The organism is Stenotrophomonas sp. SMYL20, assembly GCF_036320045.1.
Lineage (GTDB): Bacteria > Pseudomonadota > Gammaproteobacteria > Xanthomonadales > Xanthomonadaceae > Stenotrophomonas > Stenotrophomonas maltophilia_A.
In genome coordinates, this window is record NZ_JAWIRT010000018.1 from 82,690 (window position 1) to 105,749 (window position 23,060).

Sequence of the window (23,060 nt, forward strand, 5' to 3'; positions counted from 1 at the left end):
GCGCGAGCCCGCGAACGCGGCGTCGGCGTGTGTCCTGCTGCAGTGCATGAGGGTCGTTGCATGACTGGCGCGTTGTCGCCATTCGGCGGGATGCACCTGTCCACTGGACGACATGCCACGACAACCGTCCCACAGCCCCATCCGTTTGCTAACGTGGCTGCGCCTTCGAACCGGGAGATCCCATGTTCCGCCAGACCGTGGCTGCCCTTGCCGTGCTGATTGCCGGTGCCTTGCCCATTGCCGTGCATGCGGCACCCGCGCAGCCGCCGATCTTCGGTGCCTACTACCCCGGTGGTTCGGCCGAGCGCTACCCGGTGTCGAGCATTCCGGCCGAGCGCCTCACCCACCTGTTCTACGCGTTCTCCACCATCGAGGACGGGCGCTGCACGATCGGTGCGGAAGCGCCGAAGAATTTCGCGGCGCTGGCCGAGCTGAAGAAGGCGCACCCGCATCTGCGCACGCTGATCTCGATCGGTGGCTGGGGCGCAGGTGGATTCTCCGATGCAGCGCTGACCGAGGGCAGCCGCAAGCGCCTGGTCGACTCATGCATGGCGCTGTTCTTCGATCGTCATGCTGGCAGTTTCGATGGCGTGGACATCGACTGGGAGTTCCCGGTCAGTGGCGGGCCAAAGGAGCTGGCACACCGCCCGCAGGACCGCGCCAATCTGACCCGGCTCGCGCAGGCGTTCCGCGTGGCCCTTGATGCGCATGGCCGCAAGGCGGGGCAGCCGATGCTGTTGACCGCCGCACTGGCCGCCGGTCGCCTGCAGACCGATGGCCCCTACGATCCAGCCGCAAGCTATGACCTGCCGGCGCTGGCCAAGGTGTTCGATTTCATCAACCTGATGAGCTACGACATGGGCACCGGCTTCTCGGCGGTGTCGACGTTCAATGCGCCCCTGCATGAAGTGCCAGCTGATCCGCTGGCGCCGGAACTGCGGCGCTGGAACAACGTTGCCGGCGCGGTGCAGTACTACCGCGAGCGCGGGGTGCCAGCCCACAAGTTGGTGCTGGGTGTGCCGTTCTACGGGCGCGGCTTCAAGGTCACCGGCGATGCGCCGGATGGGCTGTACCAGTCCTACAGTGCACCGGCCGATGCCGGCGACTGGCGCGTGATCAAGGCGCGCTATCTCGACCAGCCGGGCTGGACGAAGCACTGGCAGCCACAGGCGCAGAGCCCGTGGCTGTACAACGCCGAGCAGAAGGTTTTCATCAGCTATGAAGACCCGCGCTCGATCGGCCTGCGTGCGCAGTTCGCCCGCGAGCAGGGCCTGGCCGGCGTCTTCATGTGGGAGCTGACCGGCGACGACGAACAGGCCAGCCTGCTCAACGCCATGCTGGGCCCCTGGCAGAAGGCACGCATCGGCGATTGAGCTGCATCAGGCGATGTCCGGCGCAACGCCGCAACGCCATCGGCCCGACCCCGCACAGCATGTCCGTGCCCGCAGCGTTACGCTGCGGGCATGATCCATCTCGAACGCCTGGACCACCTGGTCCTCACCGTCGCCGACATCGACCGCAGCTGTGATTTCTACCAGCGCGTGCTCGGCATGCAGGTCGTGCACTTCGGCGCGGGCCGCACCGCGCTGCAGTTCGGCCAGCAGAAGATCAACCTGCACTCGGCCAGCGCCCCGCTGCAACCGCATGCGCTGCGGCCCATGCCGGGCAGCGCCGATCTGTGCCTGGTCACGCGCACGGCGACGACCGATGTGCTGGCTCACCTGCAGGCGCAGTCCGTTGCAGTGGAGGAGGGGCCGGTCGCACGTACCGGCGCGCTGGGGCCGATCGAATCGGTGTACTTCCGCGACCCGGATGGCAACCTGATCGAAGTGAGTCGTTACCCCGGCGAGGCATGATCCTGCTTGGGTAGCGTCGAGCTTGCTCGACGGAGCTTGGCGCGAAATCAACAGCTGTCGAGCATGCTCGACGCTACAGGGGGCGTTGCGCGTAACGGTCGGTAGCGCCGGGCCATGCCCGGTGACGGCTCAGTTGGCCCAGACGCTGTTGGGGTCGCCGTTGCGGGCGCGGCGTTGGCTGGCCACAGCCAGGCGGGCGAAGCCGAAGGCCATGGCCAGCGCGATGGCATCGACCCAGAACAGCGGCCAGTGGCCACGCGCAGCCGCACGCCACAGCCAGTCACCATTGAGCGCGCCATGCAGGATCGGCACCAGCGCGGTGCTGATCGCCGCCGCCCACAGCAGTTCGCGTGCCGCCTGCGCCGGGCGTCGCAGCGCGGCCCACAGCGCACAGGCCGCCCAGCTGCCGAAGCAGGCCCAGCGGATGCCGTGGTCGACCGCGGACGGTGCCAGCCGCTCCAGCACCAGTGCGGTGACGAACGCCACCGAAATCGCAACGCACAGCCCGATGCAGACGCCGACCGTGGCCCGTGCCATGTTCACCCCGGCACGCGGTTGCTGTGGCTGGCGACGCTTGCGCCGCGATTCGATCCACAACAGGTTGCCGGAGTAGAACAGGAAGGCACCGCCAAGGCCGAGCAGGAAGTACAGCCAGACCACCACACCGTTGCCGAACTCGCCGAAGTGCAGGGCATAGGCCGCGCTTAGCGTGGCGTGGTTGGCGTCGCGCTGGCCGGGCAGCTGCGAGGCCAGGACGTTGCCGGTGGCCACGTCCAGTGCCACCGCGCCGAGCGGGCCGAGCGTTCCGGTGGATTCGCCGGTGATCTCGATGGTGGCGTTGGCATCGCCGGCGTTGGCCAGCTTCAGGTAGGCCGGTTCGAAATTGGCCACGCCCTGTGCGCGGGCCACTTCAAGCGCGCGTGCATGCAGCACGCGCAGGCTGCCCGGCGGTGCCGGGATGCCGCTGGCGTCGCGCACAGGCGCGGTGTCCATTGCGGTCGGTACCGCCTGCAGGGCCTTGCCGTCGTAGATCAGCGGGTTGAGCAGGGCCATCTGCACGAACACCAGGCAGAGCAGGGCGCCAGTGACCGCGAACATCAGGTGGAAGGGCAGGCTGAGCACGCCGATCACGTTGTGCGCGTCCTGCCACAGTTGTTTCAGGTTGCGGCCCGGACGCAGTGCGAACAGATCACCGAACAGCTTTGGCAGGTGGATCACCAGGCCGCTGAGCAGGGCCATGCCATACAGCAGGCTGACGATGCCCATCACGTAGATGCCGGCCACCGGCAGTCCGAGGCTGTAATGCAGCTCGTTGACCAGTTCGGCCAGCCCGGTCTGTGGCGGCGTGGTGCTGCCGGCGATCTGTCCCGGCCAGGCGTAGCGCCAGCTGCCGTCATCGGCCTGCCAGTAGGCCAGTGGCTGCGGGTGTTCGGTGCCGGGGAAGGTCATGCCGACGTGGCGGCGCGCTTCCGGATGCGCGGCAAGCACGTCTTCCAGCAGGTACTGCGCGTCGTCCAGGCCGGCGGGGAGTGCGGTGGCTGCACCGGGCGTCTGCCACAGCGGCAGGTCGTGGTGGAACAGGGTCAGCGCACCCGCGTAGAAGGCCACGAACAGGCCGAAGCCGGCAACCAGGCCGACCCAGGTGTGCAGGGTGGTGAACGTGCGCAGCGTCTGCGAACTGAACTTCATGGGAAAGGTCTCATTGCACCGCGCCGGTCAGGCGCAGCAGCCCGAGCACGGCAAAGCCGGCGGCGGCGCTGCCGGCCAGCATCAGCCAGGCGCGCAGCGCGCTGCGGAAACTGAACGCCCACAGGGCGGCCAGCATCCACAGCGGGATGAAGGCGATGAGGGTCGGCACCAGCGCCCGTTGCCACGGGCCGGGCGGCAGCCACGCCAGCAGGCCGGTGACGGCGGCGGCCAGGAGGAAGCCGGCCACGATGCCGGCGAAGGCGCGCGGCCACATCACGGCGACTCCGTGCCGGGGCGATGCCAGGCGGCCAGTGCCGGCAGCAGCATCGCCGCCAGCATCCAGGTGCACAGCATCGCCACCAGGCCGGCGGCAAAACCGAGCTCGGCCATCCACAGCCACAGCGCGGCGGCAGCGGCGACCAGGCCGATCTGGCGGCCAAGGCGGCCGGCACGGCGCAGGCGCGGCCAGCGGCAGTGTGGCGAGGCGGCATAGAAGGCCAGCGCCGAGAACATCGCCGCCAGCATGCCCAGGCTGCAGAAGCCGAGCGTGGAAAGGCCGACGGTGATCATCGCGGGCGGCCGGCGTGGCAGCGGGCCGGCGAACGCGGGGCACGGGCGGGGCCGGCGGGAGCCGGTCGGAGCGGGTGGCGCATCACGGGGTCCTGGGGGAAAGCGGGCAGGCTGGCACAGGGCGGCCTGCGCCGACATGGTAATCATTGCAATTTCACGCCGCCAGCGAGACCCATTCAGCGGACCGTACGGTAGGCCTTGGGCTTTCCCCTGCGCTGGTTTAAGATCAGCGTAGGACCCTGACTGGAACAAGGTGGCCCGCGCCCAGCGCCGGCCGAGCGTGCGACATGAGCACTACCACCGCCCACTGTTGACCTGCCCCCGAAGGCCCTGTGTTCCAGGCGCCCTCGCGGCGCTTTTTTATTGCCCGGGCGCCGCCCCGGGAACGCTTTCCAGCCCGCCCTGCGGGCCCCGCACGAAGCCACTGCGATGATCAACATTACTCTTCCCGACGGCAGCCGCCGCGAATTCGAAAATCCCGTCAGCGTCATGGAGGTCGCCCAGTCGATCGGCGCCGGCCTGGCCAAGGCCACCATCGCCGGTGCCGTGGATGGCGTGCTGGTCGATGCCAGCGACGTCATCGACCACGATGCCAGCCTGCGCATCATCACCGCCAAGGACGAGGAGGGCGTGGAGATCATCCGCCACTCCTGCGCCCACCTGGTCGGCCACGCCGTCAAGCAGCTGTACCCGGACGTGAAGATGGTGATCGGCCCGGTGATCGCCGAGGGCTTCTACTACGACATCTACTCCGAGCGCCCGTTCACCCCGGACGACATGGCCGCGATCGAGAAGCGCATGGGTGAACTGATCGCCCAGGACTACGACGTCATCAAGAAGGTGACGCCGCGCGCCGAAGTGATCGAGATCTTCAAGGCCCGTGGCGAGGACTACAAGCTGCGCCTGATCGAGGACATGTCCGACGACATCCAGGCGATGGGCATGTATTACCACCAGGAATACGTGGACATGTGCCGCGGCCCGCACGTGCCGAACACGCGCTTCCTGAAGGCCTTCAAGCTGACCCGCATCTCCGGTGCCTACTGGCGCGGTGACGCGCAGAACGAGCAGCTGCAGCGCATCTACGGCACCGCCTGGGCCGACAAGAAGCAGCTCGAGGCGTACATCAAGCGCATCGAAGAAGCCGAGATGCGCGACCACCGCCGCATCGGCAAGCAGCAGGACCTGTTCCACCTGCAGGAAGAAGCGCCGGGCCTGGTGTTCTGGCACCCGAAGGGCTGGGCGCTGTGGCAGGTGGTCGAGCAGTACATGCGCAAGGTGTACCGCAAGACCGGCTACGGCGAAGTGCGCTGCCCGCAGATCCTGGACGTGAGCCTGTGGCAGAAGTCCGGCCACTGGGACAACTACCAGGACGCGATGTTCTTCACCGAATCGGAGAAGCGCACCTACGCGCTCAAGCCGATGAACTGCCCGGGCCACGTGCAGGTGTTCAACCAGGGCCTGCACAGCTACCGCGACCTGCCGATCCGCTATGGTGAGTTCGGTGCCTGCCACCGCAACGAGCCGTCCGGCGCGCTGCACGGCATCCTGCGCGTGCGTGGTTTCACCCAGGACGACGGCCACGTGTTCTGCACGGAAAACCAGGTCGAGGCGGAAGTGACCGCGTTCCACCAGCAGGCGCTGGCGGTCTACCAGCACTTCGGCTTCGATGAGATCCAGGTCAAGATCGCGCTGCGTCCGGAATCGCGCCTGGGCGATGACGCCACCTGGGACAAGGCCGAGGGCGCGCTGCGCTCGGCACTGTCCAGCAATGGGGTGGAGTGGCAGGAGCTGCCGGGCGAGGGCGCCTTCTACGGCCCGAAGATCGAGTACCACCTGAAGGACGCGATCGGCCGTACCTGGCAGCTGGGCACGATGCAGGTCGACTTCATGATGCCGGGCCGTCTGGGCGCCGAGTACGTGGACGAGAACAGCCAGAAGAAGCACCCGGTCATGCTGCATCGCGCCATCGTGGGCTCGATGGAGCGCTTCCTGGGCATCCTGATCGAGCACCATGCCGGCCAGTTCCCGACCTGGCTGGCGCCGACCCAGGTGGTGGTGGCCAACATCACCGACGCTCAGGCCGAGTACGTCTCGGGCGTGACCAAAACCCTTGCGGAGCAAGGCTTCCGCGTCAGCTCGGATTTGCGTAACGAGAAGATCGGCTATAAAATCCGCGAGCATACGTTGCAGCGCGTGCCCTACCTGCTGGTCATTGGTGACCGCGAGAAGGAAAATGGGGCTGTGGCGGTGCGTACGCGTTCTGGCGAAGACCTGGGCAGCATGAGCCTGCAGGCCTTCATCGAGCGGCTCCAGGCCGAGGGCGCGTAAGCAAAGGTCCGGTCCGGGGGCACAGGCACCCGGACCGGTTCGATACCCTTGGGAGAACGTAATATCAGCACCCCTGACAACAAACAGAACCGCAAGAATCAGGAAATCCGAGTGCCGCGCGTCCGCGTGATCGGCAGTGACGGAGAAATGATCGGCGTGTTGTCGCGCGACGAAGCGCTGTCCATGGCCGAAGATGAAGGCCTGGACCTGGTCGAAATCCAGCCGCAGGCCGATCCGCCGGTCTGCAAGATCATGGACTTCGGCAAGTTCAAGTTCGAAGCGCAGAAGAAGGCCAGCGAGGCCAAGAAGAAGACCAAGCAGGTCGAGATCAAGGAAGTGAAGTTCCGTCCGGTCACGGACGAGGGCGACTACCAGATCAAGCTGCGCAAGATGCGCGGGTTCCTCGAGGATGGTGACAAGATCAAGGTCAACATCCGTTTCCGTGGCCGTGAAATGAGCCACCAGGAACTGGGCCGCGAAATGGCCAACCGGATCGAGACCGATCTGGGCGAGGACATCGTCATTGAATCCCGTCCGCGCCTGGAAGGGCGTCAGATGGTCATGATGATCGCGCCGAAGAAGAAGACCTGAGGCCTGACGGGCCGCCTTCCGGGGCGCCTGGCTGAATGGTTCAGGGTAAAGGGACGCCGTCGGCGTCCCTTTGTCTTTTGCGGCAGGCCGGTGCAGTGCCGGTAAACGGGTTGCAGGGGCTGGTGGCAGGGCGGTTTTGCCTGTATCATGCCCGGCTCGACCCACCCAGGACGGGTCGTACGCCGATCATGGCAGGACGGAAAGAGCGGCCCAGGCCGCCGCCAGATCAGTCAGAAACCAGGGTCATATCCCATCAAGGACATTGCAATGCCCAAGATCAAGACCAACCGGGCAGCGGCCAAGCGTTTCCGCAAGACCGCCTCGGGCAAGTACAAGTGCGGCCACGCCAACCGTAGCCACATCCTCACGAAGAAAGCGACCAAGCGTAAGCGTAATCTGCGTCAGACGGGCCATGTCCGTGCAGAAGACGCAGGCCGTCTGGACCGCATGCTCCCTTACCTCTGAGGAACTGAAAAATGGCACGAGTTAAGCGTGGCGTACAGGCGCGTCGCCGCCACAAGAAGATTCTGGATCTCGCCAAGGGCTATTACAACGCCCGTCGCAAGGTCTTCCGCGTCGCCAAGCAGGCGGTCATCAAGGCACAGCAGTACGCCTACATCGGCCGTAAGCAGAAGAAGCGCAACTTCCGTTCGCTGTGGATCACCCGTATCAATGCGGCTGCCCGCATCAACGGCCTGAGCTACAGCCGCTTCATGAACGGTCTGCTGAAGGCCGGCATCACCCTGGATCGCAAGGTCCTGGCTGACATCGCCGTGCACGACGCAGCCGGCTTTACCGCGCTGGCCGAAAAGGCCAAGGGCGCGCTGGCGGCATAAGTCCTTCCCGATGCCGTAACCGTTCACTCGGAACGGTGTCAGGTCAAGGCAATGCATGGGGAAGGGCGCAAGTCCTTCCCCATTCTTTTTTGGGTCCCGGCGAGGCCACAGCGGCAGCGCAGGGACGGCGGTGGCGACAGGGGTCGGCCCTTCGCGCATCGCGATGGCAGATCGACTGGAGTTCCGGCCCCCCATGAGCGACATCCAATCCCTCACCACCCAGGCGCTGGCCGATGTGGCCGCCGCACAGAGCCCCGACGTGCTGGAACAGCTGCGCGTGGCCCTGCTTGGCAAGAGTGGCAGCATCACCTCGCAGCTCAAGCAGCTCGGTGCCCTGCCGGCCGACGAGCGCAAGTCCGCCGGTGAAGCGATCAACCAGGCCCGCGACACGCTGACCCGCGCGCTGGGCGAGCGCAAGGCGCTGCTGGAAGACGCGGCACTGGACGCGCGCCTGGCTGCCGAAGCCATCGACATCACCCTGCCGGGCCGCAATGGCGACCGCGCCGGCCTGCATCCGATCACCCGCACCCTGGAGCGCATCACCGGCATCTTCGGCCGGCTGGGCTACGAGCTCTCTGAAGGGCCGGAGATCGAGGACGACTGGCACAACTTCGAGGCGCTGAACTTCCCGCCGCACCACCCGGCGCGCGCCATGCACGACACCTTCTACTTCGGCGACGGCCGCCTGCTGCGCACGCATACCTCCGGTGTGCAGGTGCGCTACATGGGCGACCACGCGCCGCCGCTGCGCATGATCGCCGCCGGCAAGGTGTACCGCAGCGACAGCGACCAGACCCATTCGCCGATGTTCCATCAGGTGGAAGGCCTGCTGGTGGACGAGCATTCGACCTTCGCCGACCTGAAGGGCACGCTGGCCGAGTTCGTGCGCGCGTTCTTCGAGCGCGACTTCGAGATGCGCTTCCGCCCCAGCTACTTCCCGTTCGTTGAACCGGGCGCGGAAGTGGACATCGCCTGGCAGCAGCCCGATGGCAGCACCCGCTGGCTGGAAGTGCTCGGCTGCGGCATGGTCCATCCGAACGTGCTGCGCAACGTCGGCATCGATCCGGAGCGCTACACCGGCTTCGCCTTCGGCATGGGCGTGGAGCGCTTCGCGATGCTGCGTTATGGCGTCAACGATCTGCGCGCGTTCTTCGAGAACGATGTGCGCTTCCTCAAGCAGTTCGCGTAAGCGCCGGTCCGTAGAGTCGAGCTTGCTCGACTGCTTCTGAATTCGCAGGCCCAGGCGCATGCGCCGGGCCCACCAGGGTGACACCATGAAATTCTCCGAAAACTGGCTGCGCAGCCACGTCCCGACCCGTGCTTCGCGCGATGAACTGAGTGCGGTGCTGACCGCCATCGGCCTGGAAGTGGAAGACGTGACTGCGCTGGGCGAGGGCCTCGAGCATGTGGTCGTGGCACGCATCATCGAAGCCGTACGCCATCCGGAAGCCGACCGCCTGCAGGTGTGCAGGGTCGATGCCGGGCAGGGCGAGCTGCTGCAGATCGTGTGCGGCGCACCGAACGCACGTCCGGGCCTGGTTGCGCCGCTGGCGATGGTCGGCGCGCAGATTGGCGAGCTGAAGATCAAGCCGGCCAAGCTGCGCGGTGTCGAGTCCAACGGCATGCTGTGCTCGGCCAAGGAGCTGGGCCTGGACAACGATGCCTCCGGCCTGCTGGAACTGCCGGATGACGCACCGGTCGGCCAGGCTCTGGTCGATTACCTGGGCCTGCCGGACGCCAGCATCGAGATCAAGCTGACCCCGAACCGCGCCGACTGCTTCAGCCTGCGCGGTATCGCCTACGACGTCGCCGCGGCCACCCGCAGCGACGTGCTGGATTTCACCGCCGAGGCGATTCCCGCCATCGGCAGCCGTGAGCTGGCCATCCAGCTCGACGCCGGCGCCGAAGCACCGCGTTACCTGGGCCGCGTCATCGAAGGTGTCAACGCCGCCGCCGAGACCCCGCTGTGGATGGCCGAGCGCCTGCGCCGCAGTGGCGTGCGCCCGGTCTCGCTGCTGGTCGACATCACCCAGTACGTGATGCTCGAGCTCGGCCAGCCGATGCACGCGTACGACCTGGGCACCCTGCAGGGCAGCATCGCCGTGCGTCGTTCGCGTGCCGGCGAGAGCCTGAAGCTGTTGGACGGCCGCGATGCCGCGCTGGACGACAGCTTCCTGGTGGTCACCGACGCCGATCGCGCGGTCGGCCTGGCCGGCCTGATGGGTGGCTTCGACACCCGCGTCACCGACGTCACCACTGCCGTGTTCCTGGAAGCCGCGCACTTCGCCCCGGCAGCGATCATGGGCCGTGGCCGCAAGCTGGGCCTGCACACCGATGCCGGCCACCGCTTCGAGCGTGGTGTCGACCCGGCACTGCCGCGTACCGCCATCGAGTACGCCACCCGCCTGGTGCTGGACCTGGCCGGCGGCACCCCGGCGCCGGTCACCGAGGCCGTGCGTGAGGCCGATCTGCCGCAGCCGGCAACCATCGTGCTGCGCCGCGCCCGCATCACCCGCGTGCTCGGCATCACCATCGAAGATGCGGAAGTCGAGCGCATCCTGCGCGCGCTGGGCATGGACGTGGTTGCCACCGCCGACGGCTGGCAGGTCACGGCGCCGAGCCGCCGCTTCGACATCGCCATCGAAGAAGACCTGATCGAAGAGCTGGCCCGCATCCACGGTTACGAGCAGATCCCGACCACGCTGCCGGGCGGCGCCTCGCGCGTGGCGATGCCGAGCGAGACCCAGCTGGACGCGCTGAGCGTGCGCCGCCAGCTGATCGCCCGTGACCAGCAGGAAACCGTCAATTTCGCTTTCGTCGACGATGCGCTGCTGAGCCAGTGGCAGCTGCGCGACGGCCTGGTACCGCTGGCCAACCCGCTGTCGGCCGAACTGGCGGTGATGCGCCCGTCGCTGCTGCCAGGCCTGGTCGCCACGTTGGGCCGCAACGCCGCCCGCCAGATCGGCCGCGTGCGCCTGTTCGAACTGGGCCGCGTGTTCGCCCAGCAGGCCGGCGACGGCCGGCCGGCGCCGCTGGAAACCCCGCGCGTGGCCGCTGCGGTCTGTGGTGATGCACAGGCACTGCAGTGGGGCCTGCCGGCCCGCAAGGTCGATTTCCATGACCTGAAGGGCGATCTGGAATCGCTGGCCGCTGCCAGTGGTGCGGTACTGGAGTTCCGCCCGTCGGCCCGCCCCTACGGCCACCCGGCCCGTTCGGCCGAGGTGTTCCGCGATGGCGTGGCGATCGGCTGGATCGGCCAGATCCACCCGCGCCTGGCCAAGGCAATGGAGATCGAAGCCGACGTCTATGCCTTCGAACTGGACCTGGAGCCGCTGACCGCCCGCCGCCTGCCGCGTGCCGGCGAACTGTCGCGCTTCCCGGCAGTGCGTCGCGACCTGGCATTCCTGGTGCCTGAACAGGTGGCCTGGGCCGATCTCGCGGCCACCGTCCGCCAGGCTGCTGGCCCGCTGCTGCGCGACCTGAACCTGTTCGACCGCTACGTCGGCCAGGGCGTCGAGCCGGGATTCAAGAGTCTCGCTATGGGCTTGATTTTGCAGGACAAGTCGCGCACTCTGACGGACCGCGACGTGGATGCGGTGGTGGCCGAGGCGGTCACTGCCATCGAGCGTGAACATCACGCCCGGATCCGCGGCTGAGCGGGCAGCACTCGGGGGTAGCAGGCAATGGCATTGACCAAGGCGGAGATGGCGGAAAAGCTGTTCGACGAAGTCGGTCTGAACAAGCGGGAAGCCAAGGAATTCGTCGACGCGTTTTTCGATGTGCTGCGTGAAGCATTGGAACAGGGACGTCAGGTGAAGCTGTCGGGCTTCGGTAATTTCGATCTGCGGCGCAAGAACCAGCGCCCGGGTCGCAACCCCAAGACCGGCGAGGAAATTCCGATTTCCGCCCGTACGGTGGTCACCTTCCGTCCGGGCCAGAAGCTCAAGGAGAGGGTGGAAGCTTATGCTGGATCCGGGCAGTAACCGCGAACTACCGCCGATCCCGGCCAAGCGCTACTTCACCATCGGTGAAGTCAGCGAGCTGTGCGACGTCAAGCCGCACGTCCTGCGCTACTGGGAAACCGAGTTTCCCAGCCTTGAGCCGGCCAAGCGCCGAGGCAACCGCCGCTACTACCAGCGCCACGACGTGCTGATGGTGCGGCAGATCCGCAGCCTGCTGTACGAACAGGGCTACACCATCGGTGGTGCACGCCTGCGTCTGGATGGCCCCGATGCCCGCGAGGAATCGGCGCTGAGCAACCAGATCATCAAGCAGGTGCGCATGGAGCTGGAAGAAGTGCTGCAGTTGTTGCGCCGCTGATCCCATTTCCATCGTAATCCGCTATACTTCACGGCCCGCCGCACTGGCGGGCACATCGCAGCATCAGTCGGGGCGTAGCGCAGCCTGGTAGCGCATCTGCCTGGGGGGCAGAGGGTCGTCGGTTCGAATCCGGCCGTCCCGACCACTGTGATGAATCAAGAAGCCTGCGCAGCGATGCGTGGGCTTTTTTGTGCGCGCGGTGTATGCTGCGCGCCACTCGTACTACCGCGGCTGCTGAACCCGGTACTCACGAGAACACATCATGGAATCTGCAAGAAACCGTGCCTGGCGTCGCAGCCAGGCGCACAACCGTGGTGGCGACCGCGCCACGACCGCCTACAGCTACAAGCCCGAGAAGAACTGGAAGCTGCTGTACACGCGCGATGCCAAGCTTGCGCGCGCACGCCAGCTGGGCTTCACCTATCCAGTGCTCAGCGCCCGCCAACTGCAGGAACAGGAATGATCAACCTGCTGTTCGTCTGTAGCCGCAACCAGCTGCGCAGCCCAACCGCCGAAGCCATGTGGCGACGGCGGCCCGGCTTCACTGCGCTGTCGGCCGGCACCAGCCCGCATGCACGACGCCCCATCGGCCCGGCGGACATCCGCTGGGCCGATGTCATCTTCGTGATGGAGGCCAAGCACCAGCATCGCCTGCAGGCCGCGTACGCGCGCCTGCTGGAACACAAGCGCCTGCATTGCCTGGATATACCGGACGACTATCGCTGCATGGATCCCGTGCTGATGGATCTGCTGGACACCAAGGTGACCGCGTATCTCGATCAGCAGCCGGCAAAGCGGTAGATCAGCTCCGGGTCGCCGTCATCCAGTCCATGCACGATGCCGCTGTCGATGAAGCCCGATGCAACGAGCAGGCGCTGCATGGCGATGTTGGAGGCATTGGTCGAGGTGAACAGCTTGCGTTGTCCACGCTGTGCGATCGCGTGCCGCAGCAGTGCGGCGCCGACGCCCTGGCTGCGCCGCTCGCGCGCGACCATCAGCATTTCGACGAAGCCTTCGCCGAAGAAGTGCTCATGGAGGGTCATGTAGCCAACGATCTCGCGCTCCTGCTCGGCAACATGCACGTTGCCCCGCGCCAACCACTCGCCAATCTGTTCCGCCCGTCGAGGGTCGCTTGCCGCCACGCTGTCGAGTGCGATCAGCGCGGAGGCATCGGCGGGCGTCGCGTCGCGGAGGCGCAGCGCAGTCGCAGCGGGCATGGTCGGGCTCCTGACAGGAGGGCTCAGTCTATCGGCTCTGCCACAGGTGCAGTCGCACCCGCCGCAGCCAGCGCGTGCTCGGCAGTCAATACACGCGGAACTCGGCCCGGCAGCCGTCGCTGACCCACACGCCGCGGCGGTCCCAGCCCCAGTTCTGGTCCTCGATGCAGGCCGTCACCGACTTCTGCTTGATCAGGCGCACCTCGTGGCGCACACGGATGCGGCATTCCTTGTCCTTCTTTTCGTAGGACTCGCAGACCAGGCGCTCGCCATCATCGTCACGGTCCCTGCCGCGGCCCGGCCAGCGTCCGCGCCCATAGCCGTCGGCGACGAACTCGGCGCGGCAGCCGTCGGTCACCCACAACGTGCGGCGGCTCTGGCCCCAGTTCTGGTTCTCCACGCAGCGGGTCACCGACAGTTGCCTGGCCAGGCGCATGGGGCCCTCGATCGGGCATTGCGCGGTCTTGTTGAACTGCGATTCGCAGCGCAGCGCCGGAATGTGATCGGTGTCGTAGTCCTGTGCGGCTACGGTGGTGGCGGCCAGCAGCAGGGCAAGGGAGGTGCCGGTGATCGTCAGCAGCAGGCGATGGGACATGTGCAGGCTCGGTGGGGATGGGGCGGCAAGAATGGCCCAGTCCGGGGCTGCCGGAACGCTTCGTTCCGAAGATGGCTCAGTGGCGGTTTAGTAGTACGCGCGGGCCCATGCAGAGGCTTACATCCCGTATCATCGCTGCACATCCGATCGCATCGGTTTACACCCTCTTACATGTCTCCCACGCCGGTCGGCACAGCCTGTGGCTGTTGTCACTGGCATGCGGCCGGCGCGTGGAGGAGGATGCGCGGACCACGACGACCACAGGGGGTTGCGTTGATCAGCAGTACCGTCATTCATCGCTCGGCCGACGCAGGCGGCGCCGAGGTGCGGGTCCTGGACACTACGTTCAAGGGCAAGCATGTGTTCATTGCCTGGGGCCTGCGCGGGCCGGAACTGACCCGTAGCGCGGACCCGGCTGCCACCGTGGCCGCACGCAAGGCGCTGCACGCGGTTGCCGGCCACAGCGAGGGGCCGCGCAGCCCGGAAGTGTTCATCGCCAACCAGTCGGCGGTGGCGATCACGGTCTATCGCCTGCTTACCGAGGCGCGCTCCGGCGATGCCATCTTTTTCCTGTGCGATTCACAGGCGGTGGTCGAGTGGCTCATCACCGCGCTGGAAGTGCAGGGCGCGGACTGATTCCGCGCTCCGGCGCGCATCGATTCACGCCAGCGCCGCGTCCACCGCAGCCCGTGCGTGCAGTGCAGTGGTATCGAACAGCGGCACTGCGCTGTCTTCCGGTCGTACCAGCAGCATGATCTCGGTACAGCCCAGGATGATGGCTTCGGCACCGCGCGCCACCAGTCTCGCGATCACGCCGGCGTAGACCTGTCGTGAGTGCTCGCTGACCACACCGGCGATCAGTTCCTGGTAGATGATGTCGTGCACGCTGCGACGATCATCGGCTTCGGGAACCAGCACCTCCAATCCGAAGCGATCCTGCAGCCGGCCGCGGTAGAAGTCCTGTTCCATGGTGAAGGCGGTACCGAGCAGGCCCACCTTGCGTGCGCCTGCCTGCACGATGGCCTGGGCGGTGGGGTCGGCGATATGCAGCAGCGGCAGTGGGCAGACCGCCTCGATGCGGTCGGCCAGCTTGTGCATGGTGTTGGTGCAGATCAACAGCAGATCGGCGCCACCGGCCTGCAGGCGCCGTGCAGCGTCGGCCATATGGTCGCCCAGCGCATTCCAGTCGCCGTCATGCTGCAGCTGCTTGATGCCGGCGAAATCCACCGACCACAGCAGCAGCTGCGCCGAATGTGCGCCACCGAGGCGCTGCCGCACGTCCTCGTTGATGAGCCGGTAATACTGCGCCGAGCTTTCCCAGCTCATGCCGCCGATCAGGCCAAGGGTCTTCATGCACAGCTCCATGCCGGGGAGCCGTCATTGCAGCACAGCCGATGCGGGAGTTGCACTACACATTAGTGATTGCTAATGTTTTGGTCATGATCGAGAACGCCCTCTTCAAAGCGCTGGCCGACCCCACCCGCCGCCACATCTTCGAAAAGCTGGCCGAGGGCGGGCAGCATGCCAGCGCGCTGCGCGAGGGCATGGCGATCAGCCAGTCTGCGATGTCCCAGCACCTGGCGGTGCTGCGCGATGCCGGGCTGGTGAGCGAACAGCGCCAAGGCCGCTTCGTCCACTACGAGGTCGATCCGCGCGGGCTGGCGCACATCGGCAACTGGCTGCAGCGCTACCGGGCCTACTGGCCCGCGCGGATGGATGCCTTGCAGGATCTGCTGAAGGAGATGGACTGATGGACGATGTTCTGAACGAAGCGGCTCCCGCGTTGGTGATGGAGCAGTGGCTGCCAGCGCCACCGGAACGGGTCTGGCGCGCACTGCGCGATCCGGCGCTGCGTGAGCGCTGGATGCCTGCGGCCGATCTTGCCGATCCGCAGCCCTGCCTGTGCGAGGAGGGGCGGGAGCTGGGGTTCCGCCTGCGCGATGCGCAGCCTCCGCATCTGCACAGCCTGGTGTGTTTCCAGCTGCGCGCGGATGACGGTGGGGGGACGGTGCTGACCATCGTGCATCGGCTCACCGACCTGCGCGCGCTGCTGCCGTTGGCCGCCAACGACGATCATCGCACCATGATGCGCGCGGCCTGAGCCGGCGCCTGGATCAAACGCTACAGGGAGCAGGCACATGCGGGACAGAATGCAGCTGATACCGATGGTGGTGGAACGCAGCGAGCGCGGTGAGCGCTCCCATGACATCTACTCGCGGCTCCTGCGCGAGCGCATCATCTTTCTCAACGGCGAAGTCGATGACACTGTGTCGGCGCTGGTCTGCGCGCAGCTGCTGTTCCTGGAATCGGAAAACCCGGAGAAGCCGATCCATCTGTACATCAACTCGCCGGGTGGAGTGATCTCCAGCGGCCTGGCGATGTACGACACCATGCAATACATCTCGGCCCCGGTGCATACGCTGTGCATGGGCACCGCGCGGTCGATGGGTTCGTTCCTGCTGATGGCCGGCGAGCCCGGTCACCGTGCGGCGTTGGCCAATGCCAGCCTGCATGTGCATCAGCCGCTGGGCGGGGTGCAGGGCCAGGCGTCGGACATCTTCATCCATGCCGAGGAAATGCAGCGCACCAAGCAGCGCATCACCCGGCTGTATGCGCAGCATTGCGGACGCAGTGTCGAGGAGGTCGAGCAGACCCTGGACCGCGATCGTTTCATGAGTGCCGAGCAGGCATGCGAATGGGGCTTGATCGACCAGGTACTGGTACGGCGCGACGCGCTCGCGGCCTGAGCCTGCCTCTGTAACCACCGCATCCATGCTGCGCTGTGTGTGCCGCGCCAGGCCGGCGCACTCTATGCTGGTGGGATCTTCTGAAGTGGATGTCCGATATGGCCCTGCATACCTGGTGGTGGTTCCTCGCCACGGTGTTCGTTCTGTGTGGTACGCCGGGGCCGAACATGCTGCATATCCTCGGTCGCAGCGTCGGGCTCGGCTTTCGCGGTAGCGTGCCGGCGATGGCTGGCTGCCTGCTGGCGATGCTGCTGGTGCTGGCGGCCTCCGCAGCAGGCCTGAGTGCGCTGCTGCATTCCTCGCCGATGCTGTTTGAGGTGTTGCGCTATCTGGGCGTGGCCTATCTGGCCTGGCTGGGCCTGAAGGCATGGCGTGACAGTTGCCGTCCGGCACCACCGGTGACGGTCGATGCCGCGCTGCCGGTTGCGGCGTCGCTGGGCGCGTGGAAGGTGTTCCGTGGTGGCCTTCTGGTGGGCCTGAGCAATCCCAAGCTGCTGCTGTTCGCTGCGGCGTTCCTGCCGCAGTTCGTCGACCCGTCGCGTGGCCAGGCGCTGCAGTACAGCGTGCTGGTCGCCACCTTCGCCGGCTGCGAACTGTTCTGGTACGTGATGTATGCCGCCGGTGGCCATGGCCTGCGCCGATGGTTGGCCAAACCCTTCGCGCGGCGCTGGTTCGAGCGGCTGGTGGGCAGCGTGTTCCTGGCCTTTGCGGTGGCCCTGCTGCGTTTCCGCCCGCGCTGATTCACGCCGTGCACGCGGCCTGTTCACGACTGCCGCATCGGCTACGGCCTAGCCTGATCATCCAGTACGCAGTCCCCACGGGGAAAGGTTTGACATGATCAAGTGGGCCATCATCTTCGCCATCATCGGCGTCATTGCGGGCGTGCTCGGCTTCGGCGGCATTGCCGGCGCCGCGGTCGGCATCGCCAAGTTCCTGTTCTGGGCCGGCATCATCATCGCCGTGGTGCTGTTCCTGCTCGGCATGACCGTAGCGAAGAAGGTCAGCTAGCGTTGATCGCGCAGCAGCGTACTCAGTGTGCGCTGCTGCGCGAGAACAGATTGATCACCAGTACGCCAGCACAGATCAGGCCGATGCCGATCAACGCCGGTGCATCCAGGCGCTGCTTGAACACCACCAGCCCGATCAGCGAGATCAGCACGATGCCGACGCCGGACCAGATCGCGTAGGCGATGCCGGTCGGGATCGACTTCATGGTCATCGACAGCAGGTAGAAGCACAGTCCATAGCCGATCAGCGCGCCCAGTGTCGGCGCCAGCCGGCTCATGCCGTCGGATGCCTTCAGCAGCGACGTGGCAATTACTTCCAGCACGATGGCAGCGGCAAGGTAGAGGTAGGGATTCATTGAGCGCTCCTGCTTACTGCGGGTCGCATAGTTTCAGGGCCTGTTCGGCCATCGCCAATGCGTTGGCGCGTTCTTCCTCGTCCAGCGGTCGCCCATAGGCCGTGGCCCAGTAGCCATCGGCAGCGCAGCGCGCCGCATACAGTCGGGGATCGTTGGCTTCGCCTGCGAACTCGGCCAGCATCGCACGCTTCCAGGTACGCCAATGCGCGAGCAGGGCTGGTTCCATCAGGTTGCCCAGGGTCAGGCCGATGTCGTTGTCCTGTTCCTGCTGCAGCAGATGCTCGAAATTGGCCTGCACATAGGCGCGGCTGAAACGGCCATGCCCTTCGGGGTTTTCCTGCAGCAGGGCACGCACCCGCGCTTCGAATTCGCCGATGAGCGCTCCGATGGCTTCATCCACCAGTGCCTGCTTGCTGCTGAAATGATGGAACAGCGCACCCTTGCTGACACCGGCGGCCTGTGCGACGTCCTGCACGGTCAACGCGGCCAGGCCATTACGGCCGATCACTTCAATGGTGGCCTGCAGCAGTGACTGGCGCACGCTGTCGGGCGCCTTGCGGCGCGAGCGGGAGGGGGATGCGGACATGGCGGGAAGAAACCGACTGGACGGTACGATTGTAACGCAGGCCCGTGGCGTTACCGCGCTGCCGGCCAGGGCCGGCAGCGGAACCGTCATGCGTCGATGCGGGCGAAACGCGGCTGCGGTCCGTGTTCGCCCGGTACCTGTTCGACGAACATGGCATACGGGCGCACCCACAGGCCGCCTTCGCCATAGAGCGCGCGATACAGCACCAGTGGCTCCAGCGTCTCGCTGTTGCGGACGATATCGAGCACGTCGTACTCGCCGCCCTTGAAGTGGCGGTAGCGACCCGGGGCCAGAGTAGGTAGCGGGCTCAGCTCAGCCATGGGGTGTGCGCCTCACTTGCGTGCCGGGCTGGCCGGCTTCGCGCAGTAGGCATCGATGGCCTCGGCGGTATTGGCCAGGCCCTGTGCCTGTGCCAGTTCCCACGGGCGTTCGCAACGCTGGCTGTGCTCGCACCACTGGTAGCCGGCCGAACCAATGCATCCGTGGGCATCGCGATCGCCGCCCACCTTCGGTATCGCAGACGAGGTGGTCGCCGCATCGGCACGTGCGGCGGCGTCGTGCTGGTTGGCGCACGCGGTCAGCACCAGCAGGGCTGGAATCAGAAGAAGCGCTTTCATCGGGCGGGCTCCGTGCCTAAAGCGACAGTGTCTGTCGCAAATAGCCGTCCAGCAAGCGCTCAGTGCATGGCGGCGCGGATCAGCTCTTCAATCAGCACCAGATAGCTGGCCACGAAATAGAACTTCAGCAGCGTCCAGCGCTGCTGCGAGAAGAAGGTGCGCATGTGGAAGGGGCCCCTGTTGGTGACGGTAGTGTGAAGCTCCGTCAACTCCGTGACAAGGGTCACGGAACGCCTTCACTAAACAGCCTCAGGGATGTGAGGGTTGGGAAGCGCCCGACCGAATCCTGAGGCATTTTCGTACAAATCTGATGGGCCATCTCCGACGCGATCGATAGCCTGAGGGTGTACTGGCACGTGGCCCTGCCGCCTGTCACCGCCTCTTTCCTTCCGCAGGAGCTTCTCATGGTCTTTACTGTCCAATGCACTGCCCGGCACTGGTCCGTGTTGCATCCGAAGGCGGGTGACGCCACCCGTTACGCCCGCGGTGCCGATGCCTTCGACGCGGCCGCTGCGCTGGCCCTCGAGCACCATCGTCGCACCGGCCAGCGCAGCACGGTCCGGGTCGAGGCGCTCGGCAGCACCGTGGATGCGCTCCATATCGGGGAGTGACGCCACCGGCCGAGGCGCAGTCAGCCACGGTTGAGTTGTTTGAATGGGGAAAAAACCGCCGTGGGGCGCCCCCTGTGCGCCGCGCCACGAATCCCGGATGCTTGCGCCATCGTATTCATCCGGAGATTCCGATGGGCAAGGCACTCACCTGGCGAACCCTGGCCTGCACGCTGCTGCCGATGCTGGCGGCCGCGGGCGGCGCGCAGGCGCAGAGCTATGGCTACGGTTATGACGACGATCGCTATGGCGGTCGTGATGGCGGCGGCATCGTCCGCTGCGAATCGATCAAGAACCGCAGCAATGAATGCCGCCTGGAAGGCCGTGCCCGGATGATCCGCCAGTTGTCCGGTTCGCCTTGCGTGGAAGGCGAGACCTGGGGGCAATCGCGCTACGGTGTGTGGGTCACCCAGGGCTGCCGTGCCGAGTTCGTTGGCGAGTACCGCCGTGGCGGTGGCTGGGGTGGTGGCCATGGCAACGGCTGGGGCAACGGTGGCAATGGCTGGGGCGGGGGTGAGGTGATCACCTGCCATTCCAACGGCCACCGCCAGGAGTACTGTGATGCCCGCATCCGTCGTGGTGTGCGCCTGGTGCGTCAGGATTCACGCAGCGCCTGCATCGAGGGCCAGACCTGGGGCTGGAACCGTCGTGGCATCTGGGTCAGCGACGGCTGCCGGGCGCAGTTCCAGGTGAATTGAGCTCGCCCATCGAAAATCAGAATAATCTGATACAGCTCACATTTTGAACGTCGTATCTTCTGTGATCAGGGCACCCCTGCGTGCCCCTGATCCGTCGCGATGAAGTCTGCCGTAACCGGCACGCCCGTCCCGCCACCGTCGATACGCTGCCTCAAGGAGTGAGCTGCATGTTGATCCGCCTGCAATGCGAGCAACGCCAATGGCGCGTGCTGCACCCGGACCGGCCGGAACCGATCGAGTTCCGCGATGGTGCCCGGGCCTACGATTTCGCTGAAACCCTTGCACGCCTCCACTTCGTCGACACCGGGCAGCGCGCTGCGGTGCGGGTGGAGGCCAGCGGTGCGTTCGTGGAAGCGGTCAGCTACGGCTGAGGGTTGGGGTTTCCGGCCAGATCATCGTTCCGGAGCCCGCTAGCCACGCACAGCGTGGATCTACTTTGCATCTGTCTCCACGCATGGCGTGGATCGACCCCTGTTCCGCAGTAGATCCACGCCATGCGTGGATCTACTGGTGGTGACCGGCCTCAGCCTGCTGCGCTGAGCGGCGGGGTCCCGGCAGCCAGCTGCGGCCAGCGCTTGAGCACCGCCGCGCGGATGCCCGCCGCATCGATACCGGCTTCGGCCAGCAGGTCCTCACGGCTTGCGTGGTGCTGGTAACTGTCGGGCAGGCCCAGGTGCAGGATCGGGCGCAGTACGCCTTCGGCGTTGAGCAGTTCGCCGACGCCGGAGCCGGCGCCGCCGGCCACCACATTGTCTTCGATTGTGGCCAGGCCCTCGTGCTGGGCGGCCACGGCCAGCACCAGCTCGCGGTCCAGCGGCTTGATGAAGCGCATGTTGACCACGCTCAGGCCCAGTTCGCGGCCGACCTGCTCAGCGGCGGCCACGGTGCTGCCGAAGGCGAGCAGCGCGACGCGGCTGCCCTGCAGGCGCAGCTCGCCCTTGCCGATCGGCAGGGTCGACAGGTCGGTACCGGCGGCAACGCCGGTGCCGGTGCCGCGCGGATAGCGCACGGCAGCCGGGCCCGGGTGCTGCAGGCCAGTGCTGAGCATCTGCCGGCACTCGGCTTCATTGGACGGAGCCATCACCACCAGGTTCGGCACGCACCGCAGGAAGCTCAGGTCGAGGTTGCCGGCATGGGTCGCGCCGTCCGGGCCGACCACGCCGGCGCGGTCGATCGCGAACAGCACGTCCAGGTCCTGGATGGCCACGTCATGCACCAGCTGGTCGTACGCACGCTGCAGGAAGGTCGAGTAGATCGCCACCACCGGCTTGCCGCCCTGGGTGGCCATGCCGGCGGCGAGGGTGACCGCGTGCTGCTCGGCAATTGCCACGTCGAAATAGCGCTGCGGGTATTCCTTGCTGAAACGCACCAGGCCGGAGCCTTCGCGCATCGCCGGGGTGATGCCGTACAGGCGTGGCTCGGCAGCGGCGGCATCGCACAGCCAGTCGCTGAACACATCGGTGTAGGTCGGCTTCTTGGCACCGGCCTTGGCCACCAGTCCCTTGTCCGGATCGAACGGGCCGACGGCGTGGTAACCGATCTGGTCGCCTTCGGCCGGCTCGTAGCCCTTGCCCTTGGTGGTCATCACGTGCAGCAGCTTCGGGCCCTTGGAGGCGCGCAGCGTCTTCAGCGTGGACAGCAGGGCCGGCATGTCGTGGCCGTCGATCGGGCCGGTGTAGTGGAAGCCCATTTCCTCGAACATCGTGGACGGCACGAACATGCCCTTCCAGTGTTCTTCCCAGCGCTTCACGAAGCGCGCCGGGTTGTTCTTCTTGTCGCCGAGGATCTTCTTGCCGCCTTCGCGCAGCGCATTGAGCGTGCGGCTGCCGGTGGCGCGGCCGAGCATCTTGGTCAGACCGCCGACCGCCTCGGAGATCGACATGTTGTTGTCGTTGAGGATCACCAGCAGGTTCGGCTCGGGCTCCATGCCACCGGCGTGCATCAGCGCTTCGAACGCCATGCCGGCGGTCATTGCGCCATCACCGATCACTGCAACGACCTGGCGGTTGTCGCCTTCGGACTGGCGGGCGATGGCCATGCCGAGTGCGGCCGAGATCGAGGTCGAGGAGTGGCCGACGCCGAAGGTGTCGTACTCGCTCTCTTCGCGCTTCGGGAACGGCGCGACGCCGTCCTTCTGCTTGACGGTGTGGATCTCGTCGCGGCGACCGGTCAGGATCTTGTGCGGGTAGGTCTGGTGACCGACGTCCCAGACCAGCTGGTCCTGCGGGGTCTGGTACAGGTAGTGCAGGGCCACGGTGAGTTCGATCACGCCCAGGCCGGCGGCGAAGTGGCCGCCGCTCTTGCCCACCGACTCGATGAGGTAGGCGCGCAGTTCGTCGGCGACCGCCCTCAATTCGGATTCGTCGAACGTGCGCAGGTCATCCGGTGTCTGGATGCGCGCGAGGCGGGGATAGCGGGCAGAGTCGATCATTATGT

Annotated in this window: 32 protein-coding genes and 1 tRNA gene; 22 read left to right on the plus strand and 11 right to left on the minus strand. The window is 66.3% G+C overall.

The features are described from left to right. The first annotated feature begins 182 nt into the window (after positions 1–182). Together V3B48_RS14730 and V3B48_RS14735 are read left to right on the plus strand one after the other, a co-directional pair. Positions 183–1,373 carry a glycoside hydrolase family 18 protein gene (locus V3B48_RS14730; protein ID WP_329893984.1) on the plus strand — a complete coding sequence of 397 codons (1,191 nt, stop codon included), beginning with the start codon at positions 183–185 and terminating at the stop codon, positions 1,371–1,373. Positions 1,374–1,463: 90 nt separating this feature from the next. Further along, a complete protein-coding gene (locus V3B48_RS14735) occupies positions 1,464–1,856 on the plus strand; it encodes a VOC family protein (RefSeq protein WP_329893985.1) in 393 nt (130 codons plus the stop codon). Positions 1,857–1,985: 129 nt separating this feature from the next. Here the strand turns inward: V3B48_RS14735 and V3B48_RS14740 are convergent, their stop codons facing one another. From V3B48_RS14740 to V3B48_RS14750, 3 genes are read right to left on the minus strand one after another with little or no spacing between them, the layout of a single operon-like run. Then, positions 1,986–3,545 (minus strand): PepSY-associated TM helix domain-containing protein, encoded by a 1,560-nt coding sequence (locus tag V3B48_RS14740; protein WP_329893986.1) that lies wholly within the window; start codon positions 3,543–3,545, stop codon positions 1,986–1,988. Positions 3,546–3,555: 10 nt separating this feature from the next. Further along, positions 3,556–3,819 carry a hypothetical protein gene (locus V3B48_RS14745; RefSeq protein WP_329894002.1) on the minus strand — a complete coding sequence of 88 codons (264 nt, stop codon included), beginning with the start codon at positions 3,817–3,819 and terminating at the stop codon, positions 3,556–3,558. Next, on the minus strand, positions 3,819–4,115 hold the full coding sequence (locus V3B48_RS14750; protein ID WP_005410439.1) for a hypothetical protein: 297 nt from the start codon (positions 4,113–4,115) through the stop codon (positions 3,819–3,821). Before V3B48_RS14750 ends, V3B48_RS14745 begins: the two co-directional genes overlap by 1 nt. 429 nt (positions 4,116–4,544) lie before the next feature. Between V3B48_RS14750 and thrS the strand changes: the two genes are divergently transcribed. The 11 genes from thrS to V3B48_RS14805 all read left to right on the plus strand — a co-directional run bounded on the left by thrS (position 4,545) and on the right by V3B48_RS14805 (position 12,994). Then, positions 4,545–6,446, plus strand: coding sequence for a threonine--tRNA ligase (gene thrS / locus V3B48_RS14755; protein ID WP_049401217.1), 1,902 nt, complete (start codon positions 4,545–4,547; stop codon positions 6,444–6,446). 63 nt (positions 6,447–6,509) lie between these two features. Further along, complete coding sequence (gene infC / locus V3B48_RS14760; protein WP_074725076.1) at positions 6,510–7,037, plus strand: translation initiation factor IF-3; 528 nt, start codon at positions 6,510–6,512, stop codon at positions 7,035–7,037. Between the two features lie 267 nt (positions 7,038–7,304). Further along, complete coding sequence (rpmI, locus tag V3B48_RS14765) at positions 7,305–7,502, plus strand: 50S ribosomal protein L35 (protein WP_005410436.1); 198 nt, start codon at positions 7,305–7,307, stop codon at positions 7,500–7,502. 11 nt (positions 7,503–7,513) lie between these two features. Next, entirely contained in the window at positions 7,514–7,873 is a 360-nt protein-coding gene (rplT, locus tag V3B48_RS14770) for a 50S ribosomal protein L20 (protein WP_006380762.1), read from the plus strand. Between the two features lie 193 nt (positions 7,874–8,066). After that, entirely contained in the window at positions 8,067–9,062 is a 996-nt protein-coding gene (locus V3B48_RS14775; protein ID WP_110712975.1) for a phenylalanine--tRNA ligase subunit alpha, read from the plus strand. An 85-nt stretch (positions 9,063–9,147) separates the two neighbouring features. Next, positions 9,148–11,529, plus strand: coding sequence for a phenylalanine--tRNA ligase subunit beta (gene pheT, locus V3B48_RS14780; RefSeq protein WP_329893987.1), 2,382 nt, complete (start codon positions 9,148–9,150; stop codon positions 11,527–11,529). A 27-nt stretch (positions 11,530–11,556) separates the two neighbouring features. Next, positions 11,557–11,856, plus strand: a complete 300-nt coding sequence (locus V3B48_RS14785; protein ID WP_005410432.1) for an integration host factor subunit alpha — start codon at positions 11,557–11,559, stop codon at positions 11,854–11,856. Then, entirely contained in the window at positions 11,837–12,193 is a 357-nt protein-coding gene (locus V3B48_RS14790) for a MerR family transcriptional regulator (RefSeq protein ID WP_005410431.1), read from the plus strand. The genes V3B48_RS14785 and V3B48_RS14790 overlap by 20 nt, the downstream gene beginning before the upstream one ends. 68 nt (positions 12,194–12,261) lie before the next feature. Then, positions 12,262–12,338 (plus strand) — tRNA-Pro (locus V3B48_RS14795). Positions 12,339–12,455: 117 nt separating this feature from the next. Beyond that, entirely contained in the window at positions 12,456–12,656 is a 201-nt protein-coding gene (locus V3B48_RS14800) for a hypothetical protein (protein WP_329893988.1), read from the plus strand. Continuing rightward, positions 12,653–12,994, plus strand: a complete 342-nt coding sequence (locus V3B48_RS14805) for a phosphotyrosine protein phosphatase (RefSeq protein ID WP_149909454.1) — start codon at positions 12,653–12,655, stop codon at positions 12,992–12,994. The genes V3B48_RS14800 and V3B48_RS14805 overlap by 4 nt, the downstream gene beginning before the upstream one ends. On the opposite strand, the gene V3B48_RS14810 is transcribed toward V3B48_RS14805, so the two are convergent. Both V3B48_RS14810 and V3B48_RS14815 read right to left on the minus strand, forming a co-directional pair. After that, on the minus strand, positions 12,973–13,410 hold the full coding sequence (locus V3B48_RS14810; protein ID WP_329893990.1) for a GNAT family N-acetyltransferase: 438 nt from the start codon (positions 13,408–13,410) through the stop codon (positions 12,973–12,975). The genes V3B48_RS14805 and V3B48_RS14810 overlap by 22 nt on opposite strands. Before the next feature lie 85 nt (positions 13,411–13,495). After that, the gene (locus V3B48_RS14815) at positions 13,496–14,005 is read right to left on the minus strand and encodes a DUF3011 domain-containing protein (protein ID WP_032128662.1); all 510 of its coding nucleotides are present in this window, start codon (positions 14,003–14,005) and stop codon (positions 13,496–13,498) included. A gap of 240 nt (positions 14,006–14,245) precedes the next feature. On the opposite strand from V3B48_RS14815, the gene V3B48_RS14820 reads away from it, so the two are divergent. Then, positions 14,246–14,641 (plus strand): hypothetical protein, encoded by a 396-nt coding sequence (locus V3B48_RS14820; RefSeq protein ID WP_012511691.1) that lies wholly within the window; start codon positions 14,246–14,248, stop codon positions 14,639–14,641. A 24-nt stretch (positions 14,642–14,665) separates the two neighbouring features. On the opposite strand, the gene V3B48_RS14825 is transcribed toward V3B48_RS14820, so the two are convergent. Next, complete coding sequence (locus tag V3B48_RS14825) at positions 14,666–15,358, minus strand: aspartate/glutamate racemase family protein (protein ID WP_049423866.1); 693 nt, start codon at positions 15,356–15,358, stop codon at positions 14,666–14,668. An 86-nt stretch (positions 15,359–15,444) separates the two neighbouring features. Between V3B48_RS14825 and V3B48_RS14830 the strand changes: the two genes are divergently transcribed. The 5 genes from V3B48_RS14830 to V3B48_RS14850 all read left to right on the plus strand — a co-directional run bounded on the left by V3B48_RS14830 (position 15,445) and on the right by V3B48_RS14850 (position 17,760). Next, positions 15,445–15,756, plus strand: a complete 312-nt coding sequence (locus V3B48_RS14830) for a metalloregulator ArsR/SmtB family transcription factor (protein ID WP_042358872.1) — start codon at positions 15,445–15,447, stop codon at positions 15,754–15,756. Beyond that, a complete protein-coding gene (locus V3B48_RS14835; protein ID WP_121504555.1) occupies positions 15,756–16,106 on the plus strand; it encodes a polyketide cyclase in 351 nt (116 codons plus the stop codon). Before V3B48_RS14830 ends, V3B48_RS14835 begins: the two co-directional genes overlap by 1 nt. 37 nt (positions 16,107–16,143) lie before the next feature. Beyond that, positions 16,144–16,752 (plus strand): ATP-dependent Clp protease proteolytic subunit, encoded by a 609-nt coding sequence (locus tag V3B48_RS14840; RefSeq protein ID WP_032128666.1) that lies wholly within the window; start codon positions 16,144–16,146, stop codon positions 16,750–16,752. Between the two features lie 98 nt (positions 16,753–16,850). Continuing rightward, complete coding sequence (locus V3B48_RS14845) at positions 16,851–17,492, plus strand: LysE family translocator (RefSeq protein ID WP_032128667.1); 642 nt, start codon at positions 16,851–16,853, stop codon at positions 17,490–17,492. 94 nt (positions 17,493–17,586) lie between these two features. Further along, the gene (locus tag V3B48_RS14850) at positions 17,587–17,760 is read left to right on the plus strand and encodes a DUF1328 domain-containing protein (protein ID WP_006380555.1); all 174 of its coding nucleotides are present in this window, start codon (positions 17,587–17,589) and stop codon (positions 17,758–17,760) included. Positions 17,761–17,782: 22 nt separating this feature from the next. On the opposite strand, the gene V3B48_RS14855 is transcribed toward V3B48_RS14850, so the two are convergent. From V3B48_RS14855 to V3B48_RS14870, 4 genes are all read right to left on the minus strand, one after another. Then, entirely contained in the window at positions 17,783–18,115 is a 333-nt protein-coding gene (locus V3B48_RS14855) for an SMR family transporter (RefSeq protein WP_189720832.1), read from the minus strand. A gap of 13 nt (positions 18,116–18,128) precedes the next feature. Further along, positions 18,129–18,701 (minus strand): TetR/AcrR family transcriptional regulator, encoded by a 573-nt coding sequence (locus V3B48_RS14860; protein ID WP_049401207.1) that lies wholly within the window; start codon positions 18,699–18,701, stop codon positions 18,129–18,131. An 86-nt stretch (positions 18,702–18,787) separates the two neighbouring features. Beyond that, entirely contained in the window at positions 18,788–19,021 is a 234-nt protein-coding gene (locus V3B48_RS14865; RefSeq protein WP_329893991.1) for a DUF1653 domain-containing protein, read from the minus strand. A 12-nt stretch (positions 19,022–19,033) separates the two neighbouring features. Further along, on the minus strand, positions 19,034–19,318 hold the full coding sequence (locus tag V3B48_RS14870) for a hypothetical protein (protein ID WP_125894318.1): 285 nt from the start codon (positions 19,316–19,318) through the stop codon (positions 19,034–19,036). Between the two features lie 404 nt (positions 19,319–19,722). Here V3B48_RS14870 and V3B48_RS14875 point away from each other — a divergent pair, with 404 nt between their 5' ends. The 3 genes from V3B48_RS14875 (at position 19,723) to V3B48_RS14885 (ending at position 20,995) form a co-directional block, all read left to right on the plus strand. Next, a complete protein-coding gene (locus V3B48_RS14875; protein WP_049423877.1) occupies positions 19,723–19,929 on the plus strand; it encodes a hypothetical protein in 207 nt (68 codons plus the stop codon). Between the two features lie 131 nt (positions 19,930–20,060). Continuing rightward, complete coding sequence (locus V3B48_RS14880; protein WP_049401711.1) at positions 20,061–20,624, plus strand: DUF3011 domain-containing protein; 564 nt, start codon at positions 20,061–20,063, stop codon at positions 20,622–20,624. 167 nt (positions 20,625–20,791) lie between these two features. After that, on the plus strand, positions 20,792–20,995 hold the full coding sequence (locus V3B48_RS14885) for a hypothetical protein (RefSeq protein WP_005417823.1): 204 nt from the start codon (positions 20,792–20,794) through the stop codon (positions 20,993–20,995). Between the two features lie 152 nt (positions 20,996–21,147). Here V3B48_RS14885 and dxs read toward each other — a convergent pair whose 3' ends face one another. After that, positions 21,148–23,055 (minus strand): 1-deoxy-D-xylulose-5-phosphate synthase, encoded by a 1,908-nt coding sequence (gene dxs, locus V3B48_RS14890; RefSeq protein ID WP_329893992.1) that lies wholly within the window; start codon positions 23,053–23,055, stop codon positions 21,148–21,150. Positions 23,056–23,060 lie beyond the last annotated feature (5 nt).